Genomic DNA, 17805 nt, shown 5'->3' with positions numbered 1-17805 from the left:
CCTAGCTATTTTTATAGCTATTCATATCTTACTAATCTTGAACAAAAAATACAACCAAAAATCTTCATGATTATTAAAGTCACATATTTGTCACAAAATTAAAAGTAACGCGACTATTGCATTAAAAAAGAAAACTTCTATCAATATTCAACTATCCAAGCATTTCTTTCAATGTTTCACCAGAATTCTGCCACATCTCTGGATTATGATTCATTAAGAAGTCTTTTAATACAGCTTTGTTGTCGTTACCGATTTGATCTAAGATAAAATTGTGCTTCATTGATTTATCCATCATATTTACATGTTCAGCCATAACTTTATAACCACGTTTGCGTTCTTTATTAACAGCCATGTAACATGCTGTCACACCTGCATAATATGGTCCAACTTCCGCACGTTCAGTTGTTACCCAAACGAGCCAATATTCTTTTTGGTCTGGACCCACAGTTTCTGATTTATCCGTCACCCATTTGACACGTTTTTCAACTTCACTACGTGCATGCATTGCGCCAACATCGATAAAAGCATTACCTTCTGCAATATCGATAAATACCGGTGCCACATTATCTAAACTAATCGAACCAATATTTGTACCTTTGTGGCCATCTAATGGATCGTTCTTTATAATATTAAATTGAAAATCTGCCATTATATCACCCTATTCTAATTCGTTTAATAAATTAATAATTGCACCTCGAATTTCAAGGTCAGGAATATTCAAAATTGTTTCTTTCGGATAGTAAATTTTATAATCTTTACGCTGAATACCTGTAATACTATTAATGATAACAGATTGCGTACTAATTTCTTTTATTTTGCCTGTACTTGTAATTAAGTGAATTGGTTTACGTGAGTTAATGCCTGGTCGATTATAATCGTACGGTAAGTCACTAAACGAGTCGACTACGAAATAATAATCTGGATCAATGTTAGCTTTTTGAAACAGCTCAGTCAATTCATCAATTGTAAATCGGTTACCGTCAAACGGTAAATGTTTAAACAAGTCACGATTGACAAATCTACGGGACAAATCACTTAATATACTATCTTGCTCATCAATCCATTCCTGAAGATAATAGTTCAATACCATCTCATCAAGTCGTAAGTACTCTTGAACTGTCACTTGATTCGATTTAAAAAATGGCACTAAATATTTAGGTGGCTCAATAAATTCATACCCCGCTTCGTACAATACTTTTGCTCGTTTTAATACTCGATTTAACAATACCTCTCCACCACGACTCACCGGATGGAAGTATACTTGCCAGTACATTTGATAACGGCTCATTAAATAATCTTCAACCGCATGCATACCACTTTCTTTTATTACGACTTCATCTTTTGTGGGGCGCATGAGCCTAAGGATACGTTCCATATCAAAACTACCGTAACTGACACCCGTATAAAATGCATCACGTTGCAAATAATCCATACGATCCGCATCAATTTGAGATGAGATCATAGAAATGACGAGTTTATTATGATGTGTCTTGTTAATAACCTCTGCAACCTCTTTAGGAAACTCTGGACTAACACGTGATAATACTTTATTGACCTCTGTGTCGCCTAAGATAATTTGCTGTGTATAAGCTTCATGATCTGTATTAAAAATTTTCTCGAAACAATGTGAAAACGGCCCATGTCCTAAATCATGTAAAAGTGCTGCACAAAGAGCAAGGGGTCTGTCATCATTATTCCAATATTCTCTTCCCACAAATATTTCATCAACCATTCGGCGAACGATTTCATAAACACCTAATGAATGATTGAATCGCGAATGTTCTGCAGTATGAAAAGATAAATATAAGGTACCCAGTTGTTTTATACGACGTAAGCGTTGAAACTCTTTCGTTTTAATTAAATCCCAAATAATTTGATCGCGCACATGTACATAGCGATGCACAGGGTCTTTAAACACTTTTTCTTCTGGCATCTTTTGGAATTGATAATCCATAGCGGTACTCCTTTAATATATTTCATTAATTAAATTTTATCATAAAGGGATATATTATAAATGGAATATGAATTTTTCAAAGTGAAATACGAAGAAGAGAAGCTTTTGTATTATATAATTTTACGAACAAACTCATGTTTTCAGCAAAAAAGCACAAACCATACTTGGTCTGCGCCTTTATCTAAAGTACTTTTTTCAATAATCCTGTAGTAACTGTCTCACCGAATAATTCTTCGTCATATTCACGTACGAGTTCAAATCCTGTTTTTTCATAAAAAGCACGTGCATGTTCATTGTTACTAGCAACTTCAACAAATAATTCTTTATATTTATCAAAGGTTTCTAACCCCGCTTCTAAAAGGTCAGCACCTACATTTTGTCTTTGATATGCTGGATTAACGTAGATTGCTGATAAAAATAACTCTGTACCATTAATAAAGTTCGCAAAACCAATCACTTCGTCCTCATTCTCAGCAACTAAAAATAACGAATCTCCAATTCTACGTTCCAAACGTTCATCATTATATGCTGCTTCTAAAAACTTTGCGATAGTACTAGCTTCCATAATTTTTGCATACGTATCATACCAAGCCATCGAAGCGATTTTTTTAATGTTCGGAACATCTTCGATTGTTGCTTTTCTAATCTTAACCATTGTTACTTCCTCCTACTTTGCAGCCTAATATTGTGAGTGAATAATGTTTCTCATCCATAATCGCAACATCAGGTAGTTCCCCATATTTAATAAATCCATGTTTCACGAATAATTTCAGCGCACGTGTATTATGTGAAAAAGTAAATGCTAGCAGCGTCTCAATTTCAAGTTCACTTGCGATACGCTTCATTTCAGATACAGCAAATTCACCTAGACCAATCCCACGATAATTTTCATCTAAATACAAACTAATCTCGACGGTTTTACCATAAGCAGGTCTTCCGTAAAAGGTCTCAAAACTTAACCAGCCAGCGACTTCATTATTTTTGAGAAATAAAAAAATCGGACGTTTAGCCGAATGGTTTAAAAACCATTCTGTCCGACTTTCAACGGTTACAGGTTCTGTGTCTGCAGTCACTAATCTACTCTTAACTGTAGAATTATAGATTTCAATAATACGCGGCAAATCTTCTTTTGTTGCACGTCTCACTTCTATAGACATGTGCATCACCGCCTAAAAATTTTATATTTACATTATATCATTATTAATATCAGAATAATAAATATATTTAATTAAACTGCAATTTTTTTAATAAAAACTTTCCTAACGGTGTTGCAACTTTTGTAAATAAATAGTAACTCATAAATGGTACAAGTTTTAAATGTTTGTAATATATATAGTGATATTCTAAGTGTGGCCTACTTCCACGTGCAAGTTTATAATCTTTCGCTCCAGCACTATTATTAATAGCGTAGTCATTATCCTTTGCAAAGTGATACAGCAAGCCACTCGTCATAAAGTATAAGCCCTTTACGGATTGATCCATGCCGAAATACGTCGGGAACAGCACGCTTCCCGTTTGACTTACACCCATGAAGGAAATTATACGGTCGTCATCTTTAATTACAAACCATGTTAGTCCCATCTCTTTATATAAATACTTAAAGAAATCTTCTGTGTAGTGAGGATTGAAATCCGAATACTTATCTAAATATACTTGTTTATATAGTGGCATCAACTGACTAAATTCATCTTCCCGAATCTCATTCGTAAATGTGTATCCACTTTTCTCGAAACGTTTCATATCTTTCTTCAAATCCTTACGTTCATTCTTAGTATGTGCTTCACTCGGATCAAAGATATAAATTGCACGAGAAATCATTTCTTTGTATCCTATATCATTCAATTCTTGCATTTTATCTTGATGAAACTTGTCATTTAATGTGCGATAGACAATCGCATGTTTTGGAAAACGTGCGACTAATATTCTCGTCACTTCTTGAATTTGATCAAACTGAAATTCTTCATACATCGTTGTCGACATAAACGAAGGGAATACAGTTACAGTCTTCTCACCCGTAAGTCCTAATAAACGACGGCCAATATTCAATAACTGATATGCCAACGTACGAAGTGCCCCCATCATCTCCATTCTATTCACTTCTGACACCATCTCATCAATATATTGGCCAGTGAATGAATGAATCCAAGAATCTTTCGAGCCACCCTCTTTCACACTATAAGGAATTAATTGCCCGTTGAGTAAAATCACTTCAACACGTGCATGAACATTCTCAATGCCACGATGGATGCCTTCCATCATGTACTGAATATATCCCTTATTAAAAGGAGAGATATCCACCTCGTCAAAAGGGATATCTTCAAAGTTTGTATAGATTGTCATGTGTAAAACCTCTTTATCTATAGATTTACAATGTCATCATTCCACTCGATATCGTACGTTGTAATGGTATTTACTGTAGTCTTTTGAGACTTTGCTTCAAACCACCACTGTGCTCCGCTGATAATTTGTTCGAAGAAGATTGATTTCTCACTTGGATGCCAAAAAATATCTTTCCCATACTTCAAGCGTTCTAAATTATGTTTCTTAGGACGCATGATAAAGTTATATAGCGACACAAAGATTAATTGACGCACTTCGTATTTTGGCTCACTTTTCTTAAACTCCCATACTTCGGGTTGCATAAATAATGCACCGTTTGTCGCACGAGGATTACATTCAATAAAGTAATAGTCCCCTGTTGTATCACATTTAATTACGTCAAAGGCGATTTGATAAGACCAGTTTAAATTCTTAATCACAGACTCAATAATTGATTGCAATTCTTCGTTTCTTTCAGAAGTAAAGTGTGTTGAACAATTATAACTATCATGCGTATTTGATAAATATAACGATGTAGATAACGTTTCACCCTCTTTAGCGAAACTATATGAACACCATTCTGTTCCTTTTATTAACGTTTGAATCATAAAGGGGAACTCAATCATATTGTCATTCTCTAATGACATACGCGTTAATTTACGAACGGATTGACCGAAACGACCATAGGGTTGCTTCACGATGTATTCATCACTCGGAAATTTTTTAATAAAAGTCGTTAAATCATCATAGTTCATAACATACTTTGTATCTGGAACTTTAAAGCCCATCGCATCGATCATCTTCGTAAAGTTATATTTGTTATGCACTGACAGCATTTTTGAAATATCTTCAACCCAAACAGGTGCGATTAATTTCTCTTTCATATGAGATAAATAAAATGACTCTTCATTTAAGGGGATGATTAAATCAATATTATGTTTCATAACAATATTGTTAATGTCGTTAATATATTCTTCAGTAGAAAATCGTGGTGATGTTGTTAAAATGAATTCTTCAATAAACTTAGAGTTTTTGATGCTGATTTTCTTGGTAGAATCCGTTAAGAATACTGTTCTGCCTAGTGCGACCTGTTGCTGAACAACCTCGTAAGAAATTGGAGCACGAGCACCAGTAATTAAAATACGTTGCACGAATAGTTCCACCCTTCTATTGATTCATACTTATAGTTATACAAACTAATCATAGCAAAGGGATATTAAACTCTTGTAAATTTACATTAAAGAAGTATGTAGTATTGTAAAGAGGGTTAATAAGCGGCATTAAAAAAAGACCGGAATATTTCTATTCCAGCCTTCTAATTCTATCTATTTAATTTCTCTTTCAGCTTCGCATTCTGTTCGTCTAAACGACGTTTACGTTCTGCGTTACGCTTTGCAAGTCGTGCTTCTTCTTCCGGATCACGCTTCTGTGCTAAACGTTTCTCTACTTTCTCAAGTAGTTCTTCTTCCGTTGCGGCTGCTAGGGGGCGGTTATTTACAAATGCGAAAGTTTTTCGTCTACCGGGTCCACAGTAAGACTGGCATGCGATTTCCACTTCTGCATCTGGGTCTAACTTCTCTAATTTTGGTAGTAATGTTCTAAGACATACACCTTGGCAATCATCGCACACTTGAAACTTATTACGCATTTGATTCACCACCTTGATTTATTTTTATTTTTGCGTTTCTTTCAATCATGCGTTCGAAGTAACTATTATACAACGTCCACATATCACTTGTCATCTCATTATTTGATAAAGTTGCACCTAAGTCTTTCATTGAATATAGTAATTTGAAGATGACTTCATCTACTGTAAGCTCAACACCTAACAGTTCTGACAAGCTCGCCATGCAATTAGGTTCTATTTCAGGATACGTAAATTTTGTTGCTTCTCCTCGACGTGCTACATCATAAAACTGTCTCATCAGCTCTGCACGTTCTGATCCACTTCCTTCTATACATAGATAGATTTGGACAGCAATACCATTTTTTACTCGGCGTTGCGAAATCCCTGCAAACTTCTTATTATCAATGCTTAAATCATAACTCCCAGGACAATAAGAATGGCCAATTTCTTTTGCATCTATACGTTTATGGTAATCCTTAAACATTTCTTGTATAAGTTCATACATATACTCATACCCTGCATCAATTGAAAATGTAATTTCTCCAGGAAAGATAAGAGAAATATTGAGTACACCCGCGTCAAGTACAACACCTAACCCACCAGAGTTACGGACAATTGCACCGTACCCATGATTATTTAAAAAATCTATACCTTCTTCAATATATGGTAACCTGGCATCATGAATACCGAGAATGACAACATGGTCATGAATCCAAGTGCGTACCACACTATCATGATTCTTTTGACCATTCAAATGACAATACATATCGTCAAAAGCAAAGGACTGCATTGGCTGCAGTCCTCGCGTGTGATCAACATATTGCCAATTTTCTTCAAAGATTGACTTTGTCATCTATTATAAAGATTGTGCTGCAGTGATGATTGATAAAGACACAACATCTTCTGTTGAACATCCACGTGATAAATCATTCACTGGTGCATTTAATCCTTGTAAGATTGGCCCTACAGCATCAAATCCACCTAAACGTTGAGCAATTTTGTATCCAATGTTACCAGCTTCTAAGCTAGGGAATACGAATACATTTGCATCACCTTGGATTGGTGATTCTGGTGCTTTTTTCGCTGCGACAGATGGTACGAATGCAGCGTCAAATTGGAATTCTCCGTCGATTACTACGCCTTCTAAGTCAGACTCAGAAGCTAATTTTTCTTGCGCTAATTTTGTTGCTTCAGTTACTTTTTCAGTTTCAGGTGTTTTTGCTGAACCTTTTGTTGAGAAGCTCAACATTGCAACTTTTGGATCCATACCGAATGCTTTTGCAGTCTTCGCAGACTCAATCGCGATTTCCGATAAAGCAGTTGCATCTAATGTAGGGTTAATTGCACAGTCACCCATTAAGTACTGCTCGTCTTCACGAATCATGAAGAACACACCTGATGTACGTGTCACACCTGGTTTAGTCTTGATGATTTGTAAAGCTGGACGTACAGTATCTGCAGTTGAATGTGCAGCTCCTGACACTAATCCAGCAGCACGATCAGTGTAAACTAACATTGTACCGAAGTAGTTAGGATCGTTTAGCATTTGTGTAGCTTGCTCCTCAGTTGCTTTTCCTTTACGACGTTCTACGAATTTCGTGATTAACTCTGCACGTAATTCACTTGTCGTTGGATCTATTACTTCAATGCCGTCAATTGATAAACCTAATTTTTCAGCAAGTGCTTTTACTTCACTCTCGTTACCTAAGACGATTGGTGATACTTTATCACCTTTTTGTAATTCAACTGCCGCTTGTAATACGCGTTCGTCTGTTCCTTCTGGTAATACGATTTTTACGTTCTTACCTGAAAGTTTTTCATTTAATACTTCTAATAAATTAGCCATAATAGCCTCCTGAAATTTTGATTCATCCCCACAAATCATTATAGACTCTTTTCCGTCAAATTACACGTCATCAATATGTAAATTCTGCGAACGTACATAATTCAATACTTATGATAAAATGAGAGTGATTACAATTAGAGGAGAGATGAATAATGAATGAAGCAGCAAAAACATTAGACGGTTGGTATAGTTTACACTTATTTTATGCAATCGACTTTACGAGCTTAAAATTAGTAGAAGCTGAAGACCGTACGAAAATGGTAGAAGAATTAGGTACTTTTATCAATAAATTAGAAGAAAACCATGTTGCTAAAGAAGGTTCTTACGCTCTTTACAACATTACAGGTCAAAAAGCAGACTTAATGCTTTGGATGTTACGTCCCGAAATGAAAGACTTAACAGCCGTTGAAACTGAGTTCAATAAATTAGCAATTCGTGATTACTTAATCCCAACATATTCTTACGTATCAGTGATTGAGTTAAGTAACTACCTTGCACAAGGGTCAGACGAAGATCCATATGAAAATCCTCATATTAAAGCAAGACTTTACCCAGAATTACCACGCGCTGAATATATCTGTTTCTATCCAATGGATAAACGTCGTCAAGGTGAAGATAACTGGTACATGTTAGACATGGATCACCGTAAAGGTTTAATGCGTTCTCACGGTATGATTGGACGTGGATATGCTGGTGTCGTTAAACAATTTATTACTGGCTCAGTTGGATTCGACGACTACGAATGGGGCGTTACTTTATTTGCTGACGACGTATTACAATTTAAAAAATTAGTATATGAAATGCGTTTTGATGAAGTATCAGCACGTTACGGTGAATTCGGTTCATTCTATGTTGGTAACATCTTAAAAACTGAAGACTTACAAGGTTTATTTACAGTATAGACTCAGTTTATTACGACAACCCGATGTTGGGTTGTCTTTTTTTTTACGTGTAGTTTTTGAGTGTATAAACCCAAAATACCTATTTTACTTGTATACTTTAAAAAAAAAAAAAATAAACCTAAGCACTCGGTTTATTTTTTCTGAATGATATGAATTGCCCCATCATTATGTAGTGTTGCTGTTGATGTTGTTTCTTCATTCTTATCAACTTCTTTGAAACGACGGTAGTCGTTAATATAACAATCATATACATGACCATTAATTTTATCGGTCCACATTTTCTTGTCACCTTTTTGATACGTCACGTTCACTTCACCAATTTTTACTTGATAACCCTCTTTATTTTTAAGAACATAATAAGACGACACATAATCTTTCGTCTTTCCGTCATAGTAAGTGTGAATTCCGATACTTGGTTCATTCTCATGAGCGCCTAATGATAGCCCACTCCCTCTCACACCTTTAAATAACTTTTCTCTTACAGCTTTACTCGCCGCTTCTTCTGATTTAAAGCTCATACTTTCAAGCTTTTCGATTTGACTCTTCGTCACTTTTGGAAATTGTTGTGGATTCATCAGATTCTGAACAATAATACCAATCGCAAATAACCCTAGTAACATCATCGCCATAATTAAAAATTTCTTTGTAAATATTTCTTTCATTAAATTTTCTCTTTTCTGTTAATATTTTATTACTTTTCTTATTTCATTGTATCATAAGAAAAAGCGTCTATTATTGATTTAACAATAATAGACGCTTCGTACTTATTTATAAGCTTTTTCTACTTCTTCGATTTGTTTCTTCACTGTAACAGCTCCGCCACCTGAGAAGTACCATAAATATGGATCTATTTCTACCACTTTATCATTCTTTACTGCGTTAACGTCTTTAATAACATCATTTGTTAACGCTTGTTTCGCAGAAGATTTCCCACCAACCGCTATACCACGGTCCATCGCATATATAATATCTGGGTTTGTTTTGTTAATGTATTCAAAGTTAATCACTTGTCCGTGACCTTTTGCTTGAATCTTCTCATCCGCTTCTTTAACGCCTAATACATCATGGATAAATCCGAAACGACCACCTTTTCCAAATACAGATAACTCACCTTCATTTGCTAAGATAAATAACCCTTTATCTTTTGACTTTTCAGTCATTGCTTTTACTTCTTCAATCTTCTTGTCTAAATCTTCAATTAACGCTGTTGCTTCTTTTTCTTTATCGAATACTTTACCGATGCTTTCAGTATTCGTCTTCACACTACCGATATAGTTTGTATCATCTGTACCAACATAAAGAATCTTAGCTTCAGGTGCTGCTTTTTTCATTTCTTCCATTACTTTTTGGTTTGCTTGGCGCCCAGAAATTAAAATGAGTTCTGGTTGTAGTTCTGCTAATTTTTCAAAGTTAGGTTCTTTTAAATTCCCTAAGTTTGCATATTTTTTATCTTTAAAGTTTTCAAGGAATGATGGAACACTCTTATTACCTTCACCTTTTGGTAAACCTTTGACTTCGCCGTCAACACCTAATTCTTTCATTGTTGCCAGTGTTCCATAGTCAAATACCGCAATATTTTTAGGATTTTTAGGAATCTCAATAGTTTCTGCAACATCTTTCGCATCACTACCGTCTTCTTTTTCACCCATCATTTTGTATTTATTTTCTATTTTAACTGTTTCTACTTTGTCAATTTTTCCTGCTGTTTTATCTTCTGTCTTCGCATTATCTTTTGTACCACCACATGCTGCTAAAACTAAAATTAAAGTGAACGTTAATACTAAGCTAAAAATACGTTTCATTCCTTATTTCTCCTTTGATATATGTATTGTTTTCCCCAATGAAAATTAGCCCTTACTTTAACACCTACCCAGCAACACTCCTTTCAATGTTATACATTATACTACTTGTACTTCTTCAATAAATTCATCTACTGTCATATGTTCATCATCGAAATAAACACAAATTTGTTGCCCAAAAATACATTCAATCTGGATATCCATATCATAGACAGCTTTTAATTTTTCAGTTGTAATGACTTCTTCTTTTTTGCCATCGAGTAGAACAACACCCTCTTTCAAGGCAATGATATAGTCCGCATAACAAGAGGCAAAGTTAATGTCGTGAATGACAATAACGATTGTCTTCTGTTTTTCTCTTACTAAACGACGTAATAGTTGCATCATTTGTACAGAATGTTTCATATCTAGGTTATTTAATGGTTCATCTAAGAAAATATAGTCTGTATCTTGTGCTAATGTCATTGCTATATAGGCACGTTGCTTCTGTCCACCTGATAATTCATCTAAGAAACGATTCTCAAACGGCTTTAATTCTAAGTATTCAATTGCTTCATCTACTATCGCATGATCTTCTTTTGATAATCGTCCTTTAGAGTATGGAAATCGTCCGAAATTCACTAGGTCTCGTACTGTAATTTTTAAGTTTGTATGATTGCTTTGCTTAAGTACCGCAAGTTGCATTGCAATATCATCACTTTTCATCTTTTCAATAGGAACATCGTTTAAAAATACTGCACCCTGGTCATATTCACTCAGACGAGTAATGGCTGATAACAAAGTACTCTTACCTGCCCCGTTTGGCCCAATAATTGCTGTAATAGCTCCTTTTTTTATTTCCACGGAAATATCATTTAAGATTTCCTTATTACCAATTGTTTTGTGCAAATGTTGTACTTTAATCATGAGCACCCTCCTTAAATAATAAGTAGATAAAGTATATTCCACCTATAAAATTAATCAATATCGTAATTTCTGTTGTGCCGTCGAATACGTATTGATTGATCATTTGGCCAAGTAACAATGTGATGCCTGAAACGGCAAGCACTGAAATAATTAAATATTGGTGTTTAAATGTTTGCATAAACTGATACGTTACATTACAAACGATAATCCCTAAAAATGTTATTGGGCCGACAAGTGCTGTTGAGATACTCACTAGAATAGCTACAACAAGTAACATATTACGTGTTAATTTTTCAACATTTACACCTAAGTTTGTCGCATGTGTATTCCCCAAACTTAATACATCTAGTTCATAAGCATGTCGATAAATATAAATAAGTAATATCACAATAATAATGCAGCTAATGAGTAATAATTTTTCGTTTACTGTATTAAAGCTTGCGAATAATTTATCTTGTAATAATAAGAAATCGTCTGGATTCATTACCATGTGCATAAAGCTTGAAAGGCTTGAGAAACATGTCCCCATAACTATTCCAAATAGTAATACAAAATAAACGGAAGTATTCTTCTTAAAAACAATGTTAAATAATCCAAGTGTGAAGCCTATCATCAAAATGACTGATATAAAGAAATTTACATAGACATTAAAAAACACGTCTCCTAATTTACCAAAGAAAAAGATAATAATCGTTTGGATGAATAAGTATACTGCATCGAGTCCAATAACCGATGGCGTCAACAGGTGATTCTCAGTAATAGTCTGGAAGATTAACGATGATACGCCAATTGCAGCTCCTACTAAAATAATGGCCGCAAGCTTTCTTAGTCGTGAGGGTAATACATAATCTAAAATTTGCAAATTCAGTTGAATCATCACGAATCCTATCATCAGAGCAATCATAACGATTACAAGTGCGGATACTTTTTTTGTAGTGTTAGGCATATTCTTTTCTCCTCTTCAAAAGGATTATCATGAATACGACACTACCTAAAATACCTAATGTTAATCCAATCGGTATTTCATATGGGAAGATAATAATACGACTAAATATATCTGCAATCATAACGATAATTGCACCAAGTAATGCGGTATACGGTAATGCTTTGTTCATGTGATCACCGACAAATAAACCTACGATGTTGGGGACTATCAAACCTAAGAATGGCAATACCCCAATTGTCACTACAACAGTAGCAGATACAACCGCTGCTATAACCACTCCTAGATTCATCACCTTACTATATGAAATACCTAAATTCTTACTAAAGGATTCTCCCATTCCTACAATGGTAAAGTGATGCGCGAAGAAGTACATTAGTATCACCATTGGAATGATGATATACAACACTTCATAGCGCCCTTTTGTAATCATAGAGAAGTCTCCTACAAAGAAGTTTGAAATACTTTGCACTGCATTGAATCGTAATGCCATAAATGTCGCTAAACTTGATACAATATTCCCAAGCATTAATCCGACAAGTGGAATAAATATCGCATCTTTGAACTTAATACGATTAACTATCCACATAAACATAAACGTTCCAAGAATTGCAGTCGTAATACTGAATCCTAGCTTAACCAGAAGTGGTGCTTGAGCGAAGAAAATCATCGCAATCAGGACACCAAACTTTGCGAAATCCATCGTCCCCGCTGTCGTTGGTGACACAAACTTATTACGTGTCAGTTGTTGCATGAGTAATCCGGCAACACTTAAAGCAATACCTGCTAAAATAATCGAGAGCGTTCTTGGAAAACGACTATTTATTAAAATATTTTTTTGATTTTCCGATAGATTCACTAAATGTTGTGGTGAAATATCAATCACCCCAACAAATATTGAAACAATCGAAAGTAGCACTAGCACGATAAAACCGTATATCATTTTCATTAACAAGGGCTCCATTCATAAATGATAATAATTATCATTGAGAAACATTTTCATTTATAATGATATCAAACTGAGAATTATTTTCAACATGTATTTTAAAAAAGGTGTAAAAATATAGCATTTATTAAAAAAGATATTGGCAGCGCTTTAATTCATGATATATTGAACATAAGAAAATCATGAAGAGGTGAGTCGTATGGATAAGCAACACGGAGAACAAGCGCTAGAGAAAACGATAGGTTTTTGGACAGCCATAACAGTAGTAATTGGGACAATTATCGGATCAGGGGTATTCGTTAAACCCTCTGTTGTATTAAATCATGCTGGAACAAGCGACCTTGCCATTTGGGCATGGGTAGTCGGAGGAATTTTAACATTAGCTGCAGGTCTTACTATTGCAGAAGTCGGTGCTCAAATTCCAAAGACAGGGGGTCTTTATGCATATATAAGAGATATCTACGGACCATTCTGGGGATTCTTAACAGGATGGATGCAAACTGTCATTTATGGTCCTGCAATTATCGCTTCATTGTCTTTATTCTTTGGTATTTTAGTTACAAACTTTTTTGAGTTAGAAGCAGGGTTAGGGATTTGGATTGGTATTGGTGCTTTTACTTTCCTGGTATTACTGAATATAATGGGGACGGGTTTGGGCGGTGCAATGCAGACGTTTACGACAATATGTAAACTGATACCCGTATTCGCGATTATCATTTTCGGTTTATTATGGGGTAAAGAAGGTGTATTTGCCCAAGACGTTACAAGCTTAATCAAGAACAAAGAAGAAATTAACTTTGGACGCGCAGTCCTTGCAACATTATTTGCATATGATGGTTGGATTTTACTTACAAATTTAACCGGAGAAATGAAAAATCCAAAAAGAAACTTACCTCTTGCAATGCTAGTTGGTTTAGGCGTTGTAACATTAGCATACGTGCTGATAAACGTTGCCGTATTCCGCGTTATTCCTGCAGATACATTAGTCGGTTTGGGTAATACGTCTTCAGCAGAAGCAGCTAAGATTTTATTTGGGGACTTTGGTTCTAAAATTGTAAATATTGGTGTTATTATTTCCATCTTTGGTTGCTTAAACGGGAAAATCATGACGTTTCCACGTATTCCATTCGCGATGGCTGATGATCAGTTATTGCCATTCTCAAAATCAGTAAGTTATGTCAGTCCTAAATATAAATCACCGGTTGGCGCTTTAGTTGCGGTTTATGTCATCAGTATGATTTTATTAATGCTAACAATCTTAATTCCTGACATCGTAAATGCCGACTATTTATCAGAAGTATGTATATTTATTATTTATATCTTCTATATTGCAGCATTTATTGGCTTATTCTTATTGAGACAACGCAATAAAGGATTGAAACGTGATTACTCAGTTCCGCTATATCCGATTATTCCAATCGTAGCTTTACTTGGTGGAGCTTTCATTATTGTTAGTACTTTAATGAGCGACTTCATTGGGTCAATGCTTGGTGTACTATTTGTCGTCATAGGTATTCCGTTCTATTTTATTTTAAGAAACAAACATTAGCATGTTTAACACTTCTAATTTGGGTTATATATAACTAAACAACTAATAGAAATGAGGCAAACAAACATGAATAAATTTATTAGACTAATTATTAAATTAAGCCCTATCCTTATTCCAATCGTAAAAAAACAATTAGATAACCGTGCACGTGCGCAACAAGCAAACCCACAAGCGCAAGAAAGCCAAGTTAATAATAAATAATTGAAGAGGCTAACGCATATGCGTTAGCCCCTTTTTTTCTTATAATTTAATTGCCGCTAGCATTAATGCAACCCATCCTGCGATGAATAACACACCACCGATTGGTGTGATAGCACCTAAAATTTTGATTTGTGTTAAAGCTAAAATGTATAAAGAACCACTGAAGAACACAATACCAAATGTCATCATCCAACCTGCTGCGTTTAAGTTCATTTTCGTTGTCCCATTTAATATACCAATCGCAAGTAATCCTAATGCATGATACATTTGATATGTTGTAGCTTTCTCCCAAATACCCATGTATTTTTCACTTAACTTACCTTCTAAACCGTGGGCACCAAACGCTCCACAGGCAACTGCCATCATGGCATTAATTGCTCCAATAATTAAAAATAACTTCATTTTTATTTCCTCCTAATTATTAAAAATCAAAAATTGAATCGCCGTTACCGAATCCATCATCTGTTATTACCTTATTGTCATTCGATACGACTTTTGCACCCATCATTCTTAACTCTTCTTGTGTTATCCCTGAGTGCGGGCCAGTACTGTTACTCACTTGTGTCGGTTGCACAGGTGTTTGTGGCATTGTAACACCACTCTCTTCAGTTTGCCCGAAGCGCGCTAACATTTCAATAGCATATAAGTGTTTGTTAAACGCTGCATTGCTATTTACTTGTTTTAAATTTTGAATTTCATGTGATAATTGTTCGATTAATTTATCGTTCATTATAACTCCTCCCTCGCCCAGTCGATTGGTGTTAAACCATGCGCTAGTAAATCTTCATTCACTTGACTATATGGTTTAGAGCCGAAGAATCCTCGATATGCACTCAATGGACTTGGATGGACACTTTTAATAATAGTGTGTTTTTCAGTATCAATAAATTGGGATAATTTCTGTGCAGGACTCCCCCACAACACGAATACGACGTGGTCTTTATGTTCAGAGACCGCTTCAATAATTGCGCTCGTAAATTGTTCCCACCCAATACCTTTATGTGCGTTTGCTTTCTTTTCTTCTACAGTAAGTACTCTGTTTAAAAGTAAGACGCCTTCTTTTGCCCAACATGTTAAATCTCCAGTGAGTCGTGTAATCCCTAAATCACTTTCAAGTTCTTGGTACATATTACGGAGTGAAGGAGGTAATTTCGTTCCTTGTTGTACAGAGAAAGCTAATCCATGCGCTTGATTTGGACCGTGATATGGATCCTGACCAATGATGACAACTTTAACCGCTTCAAACGGGGTTAAAGTGAAGGCATTATAAATTGTATCTCGTGGTGGATAAATTGTTTTTGTAGCAAAAGCATCATCTAAAAATGCATCCATTTCCGAAAAATCATAAGACGTTTTTATTTTGTGAAATATCGTTTGCCAATCCATATACTCACCTCTATGAAATTGTATCATACCTTGGCATTAATTTATTTTTAAAAATTCATATTAATGATATGATAATATAACAAATAACTTTATAGGGGAAATGAATCATGAGCTTAAAAAAGATTTTAACAATTGCAGGATCGGATACATCAGCTGGAGCGGGGATGCAGGCTGATTTAAAAACTTTCCAAGAATATAACACGTACGGTATGGTAGCATTAACTGCAGTAGTAGCAATGGATCCAGAAACTTGGGGACACGATGTAACACCATTACCAATAGAATTATTAGATAAACAAATCAAAACAGCTTTATCGATTGGACCTGATGCAATCAAAACAGGAATGTTAGGTACAGAAGAAATTATTCAACGTGCTGCGAAAGCTTTCGAAGATTCTAATGCGCAAATTTTTGTAGTAGACCCTGTTATGGTATGCAAAGGTGAAGACGAAGTGCTTAACCCAGGCAATACTGATGCGATGATTAAATACTTATTACCACTTGCAACTGTAGTAACACCGAACTTGTTCGAAGCGGGTCAATTATCTGGTTTAGGTAAATTAACGACAATTGATCAAATGAAAGATGCTGCTAAGATTATCCATGATCGTGGTGCAAAACACGTGATCATTAAAGGTGGAAAAGCGTTAGAATCTGACGAAGCATTAGATTTATACTTCGATGGAGAAACTTACACGTTACTTACAACGGATAAATTCCAATCTTCATATAACCACGGTGCTGGATGTACATTCGCAGCAGCAACTACAGCTAACTTAGCATTAGGTAAATCACCTCGCGAAGCTGTTATCTCTGCGAAAGGATTTGTCGCTTCAGCAATTAAACATGGCTGGAAGATGAATGAATTCGTAGGACCCGTACAACATGGTGCTTACAATAATGTAGAGGAAATCGAAGTATCAACGAAAGAAGTATAATTTATATTTTTATTTAGCTGAGACAAATTGTCTCAGCTTTTTTACCCTTTTATCATTACCGAGCTCAAAAGGTATAATTTTTACAATTTATTTAGTAAAATAGTCTAGTATAAACTTTGAGGAGCAATGAATATGGAATTAATCGAAAAACAACAAGTACAAGAGCTTTTGAATCAATTTCAAAACAAGGCTGTGTATTTACACGTAGAGACTACCAATGGTGCTTACGCAAGTCACTTTGATGAAAAGGTGTTCAATGCAGGTACATTCTTACGCAATATTCAAGTATCATATATACAAGGAATTATTACAGGGGGTGGCAAAGAGCCATTCCGTGTCGGTTTAAAATTAGATGGTGGTTGGATTTATGTACAAGGTTTAACGCATTTTGAAATTGACACACAAGGTCGATTCTTAATGGCTGGATTAAACTATCAAGGTCAGCTTGCAGCGGCACTTGAAATAAGCGAAACGCCATTTGAAGTATAG

22 protein-coding genes are annotated in these 17805 nt (G+C 35.2%); 5 read left to right on the top strand and 17 right to left on the bottom strand.

Annotated elements, in window-relative coordinates:
• Positions 1-151: 151 nt before the first annotated feature.
• From ACMGE9_RS07480 to pta, 9 genes are all read right to left on the bottom strand, one after another.
• A complete protein-coding gene (locus tag ACMGE9_RS07480; protein ID WP_414042183.1) occupies positions 152-649 on the bottom strand; it encodes a YwhD family protein in 498 nt (165 codons plus the stop codon).
• A gap of 9 nt (positions 650-658) precedes the next feature.
• The gene (locus tag ACMGE9_RS07475) at positions 659-1954 is read right to left on the bottom strand and encodes an HD domain-containing protein (RefSeq protein WP_414042182.1); all 1296 of its coding nucleotides are present in this window, start codon (positions 1952-1954) and stop codon (positions 659-661) included.
• 181 nt (positions 1955-2135) lie between these two features.
• The gene (locus tag ACMGE9_RS07470; protein WP_414042181.1) at positions 2136-2609 is read right to left on the bottom strand and encodes an N-acetyltransferase family protein; all 474 of its coding nucleotides are present in this window, start codon (positions 2607-2609) and stop codon (positions 2136-2138) included.
• Positions 2602-3111, bottom strand: coding sequence for an N-acetyltransferase family protein (locus ACMGE9_RS07465; RefSeq protein WP_414042180.1), 510 nt, complete (start codon positions 3109-3111; stop codon positions 2602-2604). The genes ACMGE9_RS07470 and ACMGE9_RS07465 overlap by 8 nt, the downstream gene beginning before the upstream one ends.
• Positions 3112-3178: 67 nt before the next feature.
• A complete protein-coding gene (locus ACMGE9_RS07460; protein WP_414042179.1) occupies positions 3179-4294 on the bottom strand; it encodes a GNAT family N-acetyltransferase in 1116 nt (371 codons plus the stop codon).
• A gap of 17 nt (positions 4295-4311) precedes the next feature.
• Positions 4312-5424 (bottom strand): ATP-grasp domain-containing protein, encoded by a 1113-nt coding sequence (locus ACMGE9_RS07455; RefSeq protein ID WP_414042178.1) that lies wholly within the window; start codon positions 5422-5424, stop codon positions 4312-4314.
• 170 nt (positions 5425-5594) lie between these two features.
• Positions 5595-5921, bottom strand: a complete 327-nt coding sequence (locus tag ACMGE9_RS07450; protein ID WP_414042177.1) for a DUF1450 domain-containing protein — start codon at positions 5919-5921, stop codon at positions 5595-5597.
• Positions 5914-6753, bottom strand: coding sequence for a biotin/lipoate A/B protein ligase family protein (locus ACMGE9_RS07445; RefSeq protein ID WP_414042176.1), 840 nt, complete (start codon positions 6751-6753; stop codon positions 5914-5916). The genes ACMGE9_RS07450 and ACMGE9_RS07445 overlap by 8 nt, the downstream gene beginning before the upstream one ends.
• Before the next feature lie 3 nt (positions 6754-6756).
• The gene (gene pta / locus ACMGE9_RS07440) at positions 6757-7746 is read right to left on the bottom strand and encodes a phosphate acetyltransferase (protein WP_414042175.1); all 990 of its coding nucleotides are present in this window, start codon (positions 7744-7746) and stop codon (positions 6757-6759) included.
• A gap of 152 nt (positions 7747-7898) precedes the next feature.
• Between pta and hemQ the strand changes: the two genes are divergently transcribed.
• Positions 7899-8648, top strand: coding sequence for a hydrogen peroxide-dependent heme synthase (gene hemQ / locus ACMGE9_RS07435; protein WP_414042174.1), 750 nt, complete (start codon positions 7899-7901; stop codon positions 8646-8648).
• A gap of 131 nt (positions 8649-8779) precedes the next feature.
• Here the strand turns inward: hemQ and ACMGE9_RS07430 are convergent, their stop codons facing one another.
• The 5 genes from ACMGE9_RS07430 to ACMGE9_RS07410 form a co-directional block, all read right to left on the bottom strand.
• Positions 8780-9310: a hypothetical protein gene (locus ACMGE9_RS07430; protein WP_414042173.1), complete on the bottom strand. Its 531-nt coding sequence runs from the start codon at positions 9308-9310 to the stop codon at positions 8780-8782.
• A 102-nt stretch (positions 9311-9412) separates the two neighbouring features.
• A complete protein-coding gene (locus ACMGE9_RS07425) occupies positions 9413-10450 on the bottom strand; it encodes a ferrated catecholamine ABC transporter substrate-binding lipoprotein SstD (protein ID WP_414042172.1) in 1038 nt (345 codons plus the stop codon).
• A 96-nt stretch (positions 10451-10546) separates the two neighbouring features.
• Positions 10547-11353, bottom strand: a complete 807-nt coding sequence (locus tag ACMGE9_RS07420; protein ID WP_414042171.1) for an ABC transporter ATP-binding protein — start codon at positions 11351-11353, stop codon at positions 10547-10549.
• Positions 11346-12299 (bottom strand): iron chelate uptake ABC transporter family permease subunit, encoded by a 954-nt coding sequence (locus tag ACMGE9_RS07415; RefSeq protein ID WP_414042170.1) that lies wholly within the window; start codon positions 12297-12299, stop codon positions 11346-11348. The genes ACMGE9_RS07420 and ACMGE9_RS07415 overlap by 8 nt, the downstream gene beginning before the upstream one ends.
• Positions 12292-13245, bottom strand: a complete 954-nt coding sequence (locus tag ACMGE9_RS07410; protein WP_414042169.1) for an ABC transporter permease — start codon at positions 13243-13245, stop codon at positions 12292-12294. Before ACMGE9_RS07410 ends, ACMGE9_RS07415 begins: the two co-directional genes overlap by 8 nt.
• A gap of 196 nt (positions 13246-13441) precedes the next feature.
• On the opposite strand from ACMGE9_RS07410, the gene ACMGE9_RS07405 reads away from it, so the two are divergent.
• Both ACMGE9_RS07405 and ACMGE9_RS07400 read left to right on the top strand, forming a co-directional pair.
• Positions 13442-14791, top strand: a complete 1350-nt coding sequence (locus ACMGE9_RS07405) for an APC family permease (protein ID WP_414042168.1) — start codon at positions 13442-13444, stop codon at positions 14789-14791.
• Positions 14792-14857: 66 nt separating this feature from the next.
• Positions 14858-14992 carry a hypothetical protein gene (locus ACMGE9_RS07400; protein ID WP_414042167.1) on the top strand — a complete coding sequence of 45 codons (135 nt, stop codon included), beginning with the start codon at positions 14858-14860 and terminating at the stop codon, positions 14990-14992.
• Positions 14993-15031: 39 nt separating this feature from the next.
• Here the strand turns inward: ACMGE9_RS07400 and ACMGE9_RS07395 are convergent, their stop codons facing one another.
• Genes ACMGE9_RS07395 through ACMGE9_RS07385 form a run of 3 tightly spaced genes read right to left on the bottom strand, consistent with a single transcriptional unit; the run spans position 15032 to position 16378 of the window.
• Positions 15032-15394, bottom strand: a complete 363-nt coding sequence (locus ACMGE9_RS07395; RefSeq protein WP_414042166.1) for a DUF423 domain-containing protein — start codon at positions 15392-15394, stop codon at positions 15032-15034.
• 19 nt (positions 15395-15413) lie between these two features.
• Entirely contained in the window at positions 15414-15722 is a 309-nt protein-coding gene (locus tag ACMGE9_RS07390) for a DUF5327 family protein (RefSeq protein ID WP_414042165.1), read from the bottom strand.
• Complete coding sequence (locus ACMGE9_RS07385; protein WP_414042164.1) at positions 15722-16378, bottom strand: uracil-DNA glycosylase; 657 nt, start codon at positions 16376-16378, stop codon at positions 15722-15724. The genes ACMGE9_RS07390 and ACMGE9_RS07385 overlap by 1 nt, the downstream gene beginning before the upstream one ends.
• A gap of 107 nt (positions 16379-16485) precedes the next feature.
• On the opposite strand from ACMGE9_RS07385, the gene thiD reads away from it, so the two are divergent.
• Both thiD and ACMGE9_RS07375 read left to right on the top strand, forming a co-directional pair.
• On the top strand, positions 16486-17316 hold the full coding sequence (gene thiD / locus ACMGE9_RS07380) for a bifunctional hydroxymethylpyrimidine kinase/phosphomethylpyrimidine kinase (protein ID WP_414042163.1): 831 nt from the start codon (positions 16486-16488) through the stop codon (positions 17314-17316).
• Positions 17317-17448: 132 nt separating this feature from the next.
• Positions 17449-17805 (top strand): YojF family protein, encoded by a 357-nt coding sequence (locus ACMGE9_RS07375; RefSeq protein ID WP_414042162.1) that lies wholly within the window; start codon positions 17449-17451, stop codon positions 17803-17805.

The organism is Macrococcus animalis, assembly GCF_047425875.1.
Taxonomy (GTDB): Bacteria; Bacillota; Bacilli; order Staphylococcales; family Staphylococcaceae; genus Macrococcoides; species Macrococcoides animalis.
Note: the sequence above shows the minus strand (reverse complement) of the source record. Positions and strands in the feature narration are given on the sequence as shown.

Coding starts and splice junctions, on each gene's coding strand:
- ACMGE9_RS07470 (WP_414042181.1), bottom strand. CDS start 2,609: ATGGTTAAGATTAGAAAAGCAACAATCGAAGATGTTCCGAACATTAAA.
- ACMGE9_RS07460 (WP_414042179.1), bottom strand. CDS start 4,294: ATGACAATCTATACAAACTTTGAAGATATCCCTTTTGACGAGGTGGAT.
- ACMGE9_RS07405 (WP_414042168.1), top strand. CDS start 13,442: ATGGATAAGCAACACGGAGAACAAGCGCTAGAGAAAACGATAGGTTTT.
- ACMGE9_RS07395 (WP_414042166.1), bottom strand. CDS start 15,394: ATGAAGTTATTTTTAATTATTGGAGCAATTAATGCCATGATGGCAGTT.
- ACMGE9_RS07400 (WP_414042167.1), top strand. CDS start 14,858: ATGAATAAATTTATTAGACTAATTATTAAATTAAGCCCTATCCTTATT.
- ACMGE9_RS07420 (WP_414042171.1), bottom strand. CDS start 11,353: ATGATTAAAGTACAACATTTGCACAAAACAATTGGTAATAAGGAAATC.
- ACMGE9_RS07415 (WP_414042170.1), bottom strand. CDS start 12,299: ATGCCTAACACTACAAAAAAAGTATCCGCACTTGTAATCGTTATGATT.
- ACMGE9_RS07385 (WP_414042164.1), bottom strand. CDS start 16,378: ATGGATTGGCAAACGATATTTCACAAAATAAAAACGTCTTATGATTTT.
- ACMGE9_RS07430 (WP_414042173.1), bottom strand. CDS start 9,310: ATGAAAGAAATATTTACAAAGAAATTTTTAATTATGGCGATGATGTTA.
- ACMGE9_RS07480 (WP_414042183.1), bottom strand. CDS start 649: ATGGCAGATTTTCAATTTAATATTATAAAGAACGATCCATTAGATGGC.
- ACMGE9_RS07445 (WP_414042176.1), bottom strand. CDS start 6,753: ATGACAAAGTCAATCTTTGAAGAAAATTGGCAATATGTTGATCACACG.
- ACMGE9_RS07410 (WP_414042169.1), bottom strand. CDS start 13,245: ATGAAAATGATATACGGTTTTATCGTGCTAGTGCTACTTTCGATTGTT.
- ACMGE9_RS07375 (WP_414042162.1), top strand. CDS start 17,449: ATGGAATTAATCGAAAAACAACAAGTACAAGAGCTTTTGAATCAATTT.
- pta (WP_414042175.1), bottom strand. CDS start 7,746: ATGGCTAATTTATTAGAAGTATTAAATGAAAAACTTTCAGGTAAGAAC.
- ACMGE9_RS07450 (WP_414042177.1), bottom strand. CDS start 5,921: ATGCGTAATAAGTTTCAAGTGTGCGATGATTGCCAAGGTGTATGTCTT.
- ACMGE9_RS07425 (WP_414042172.1), bottom strand. CDS start 10,450: ATGAAACGTATTTTTAGCTTAGTATTAACGTTCACTTTAATTTTAGTT.
- ACMGE9_RS07465 (WP_414042180.1), bottom strand. CDS start 3,111: ATGTCTATAGAAGTGAGACGTGCAACAAAAGAAGATTTGCCGCGTATT.
- hemQ (WP_414042174.1), top strand. CDS start 7,899: ATGAATGAAGCAGCAAAAACATTAGACGGTTGGTATAGTTTACACTTA.
- ACMGE9_RS07390 (WP_414042165.1), bottom strand. CDS start 15,722: ATGAACGATAAATTAATCGAACAATTATCACATGAAATTCAAAATTTA.
- ACMGE9_RS07475 (WP_414042182.1), bottom strand. CDS start 1,954: ATGGATTATCAATTCCAAAAGATGCCAGAAGAAAAAGTGTTTAAAGAC.
- thiD (WP_414042163.1), top strand. CDS start 16,486: ATGAGCTTAAAAAAGATTTTAACAATTGCAGGATCGGATACATCAGCT.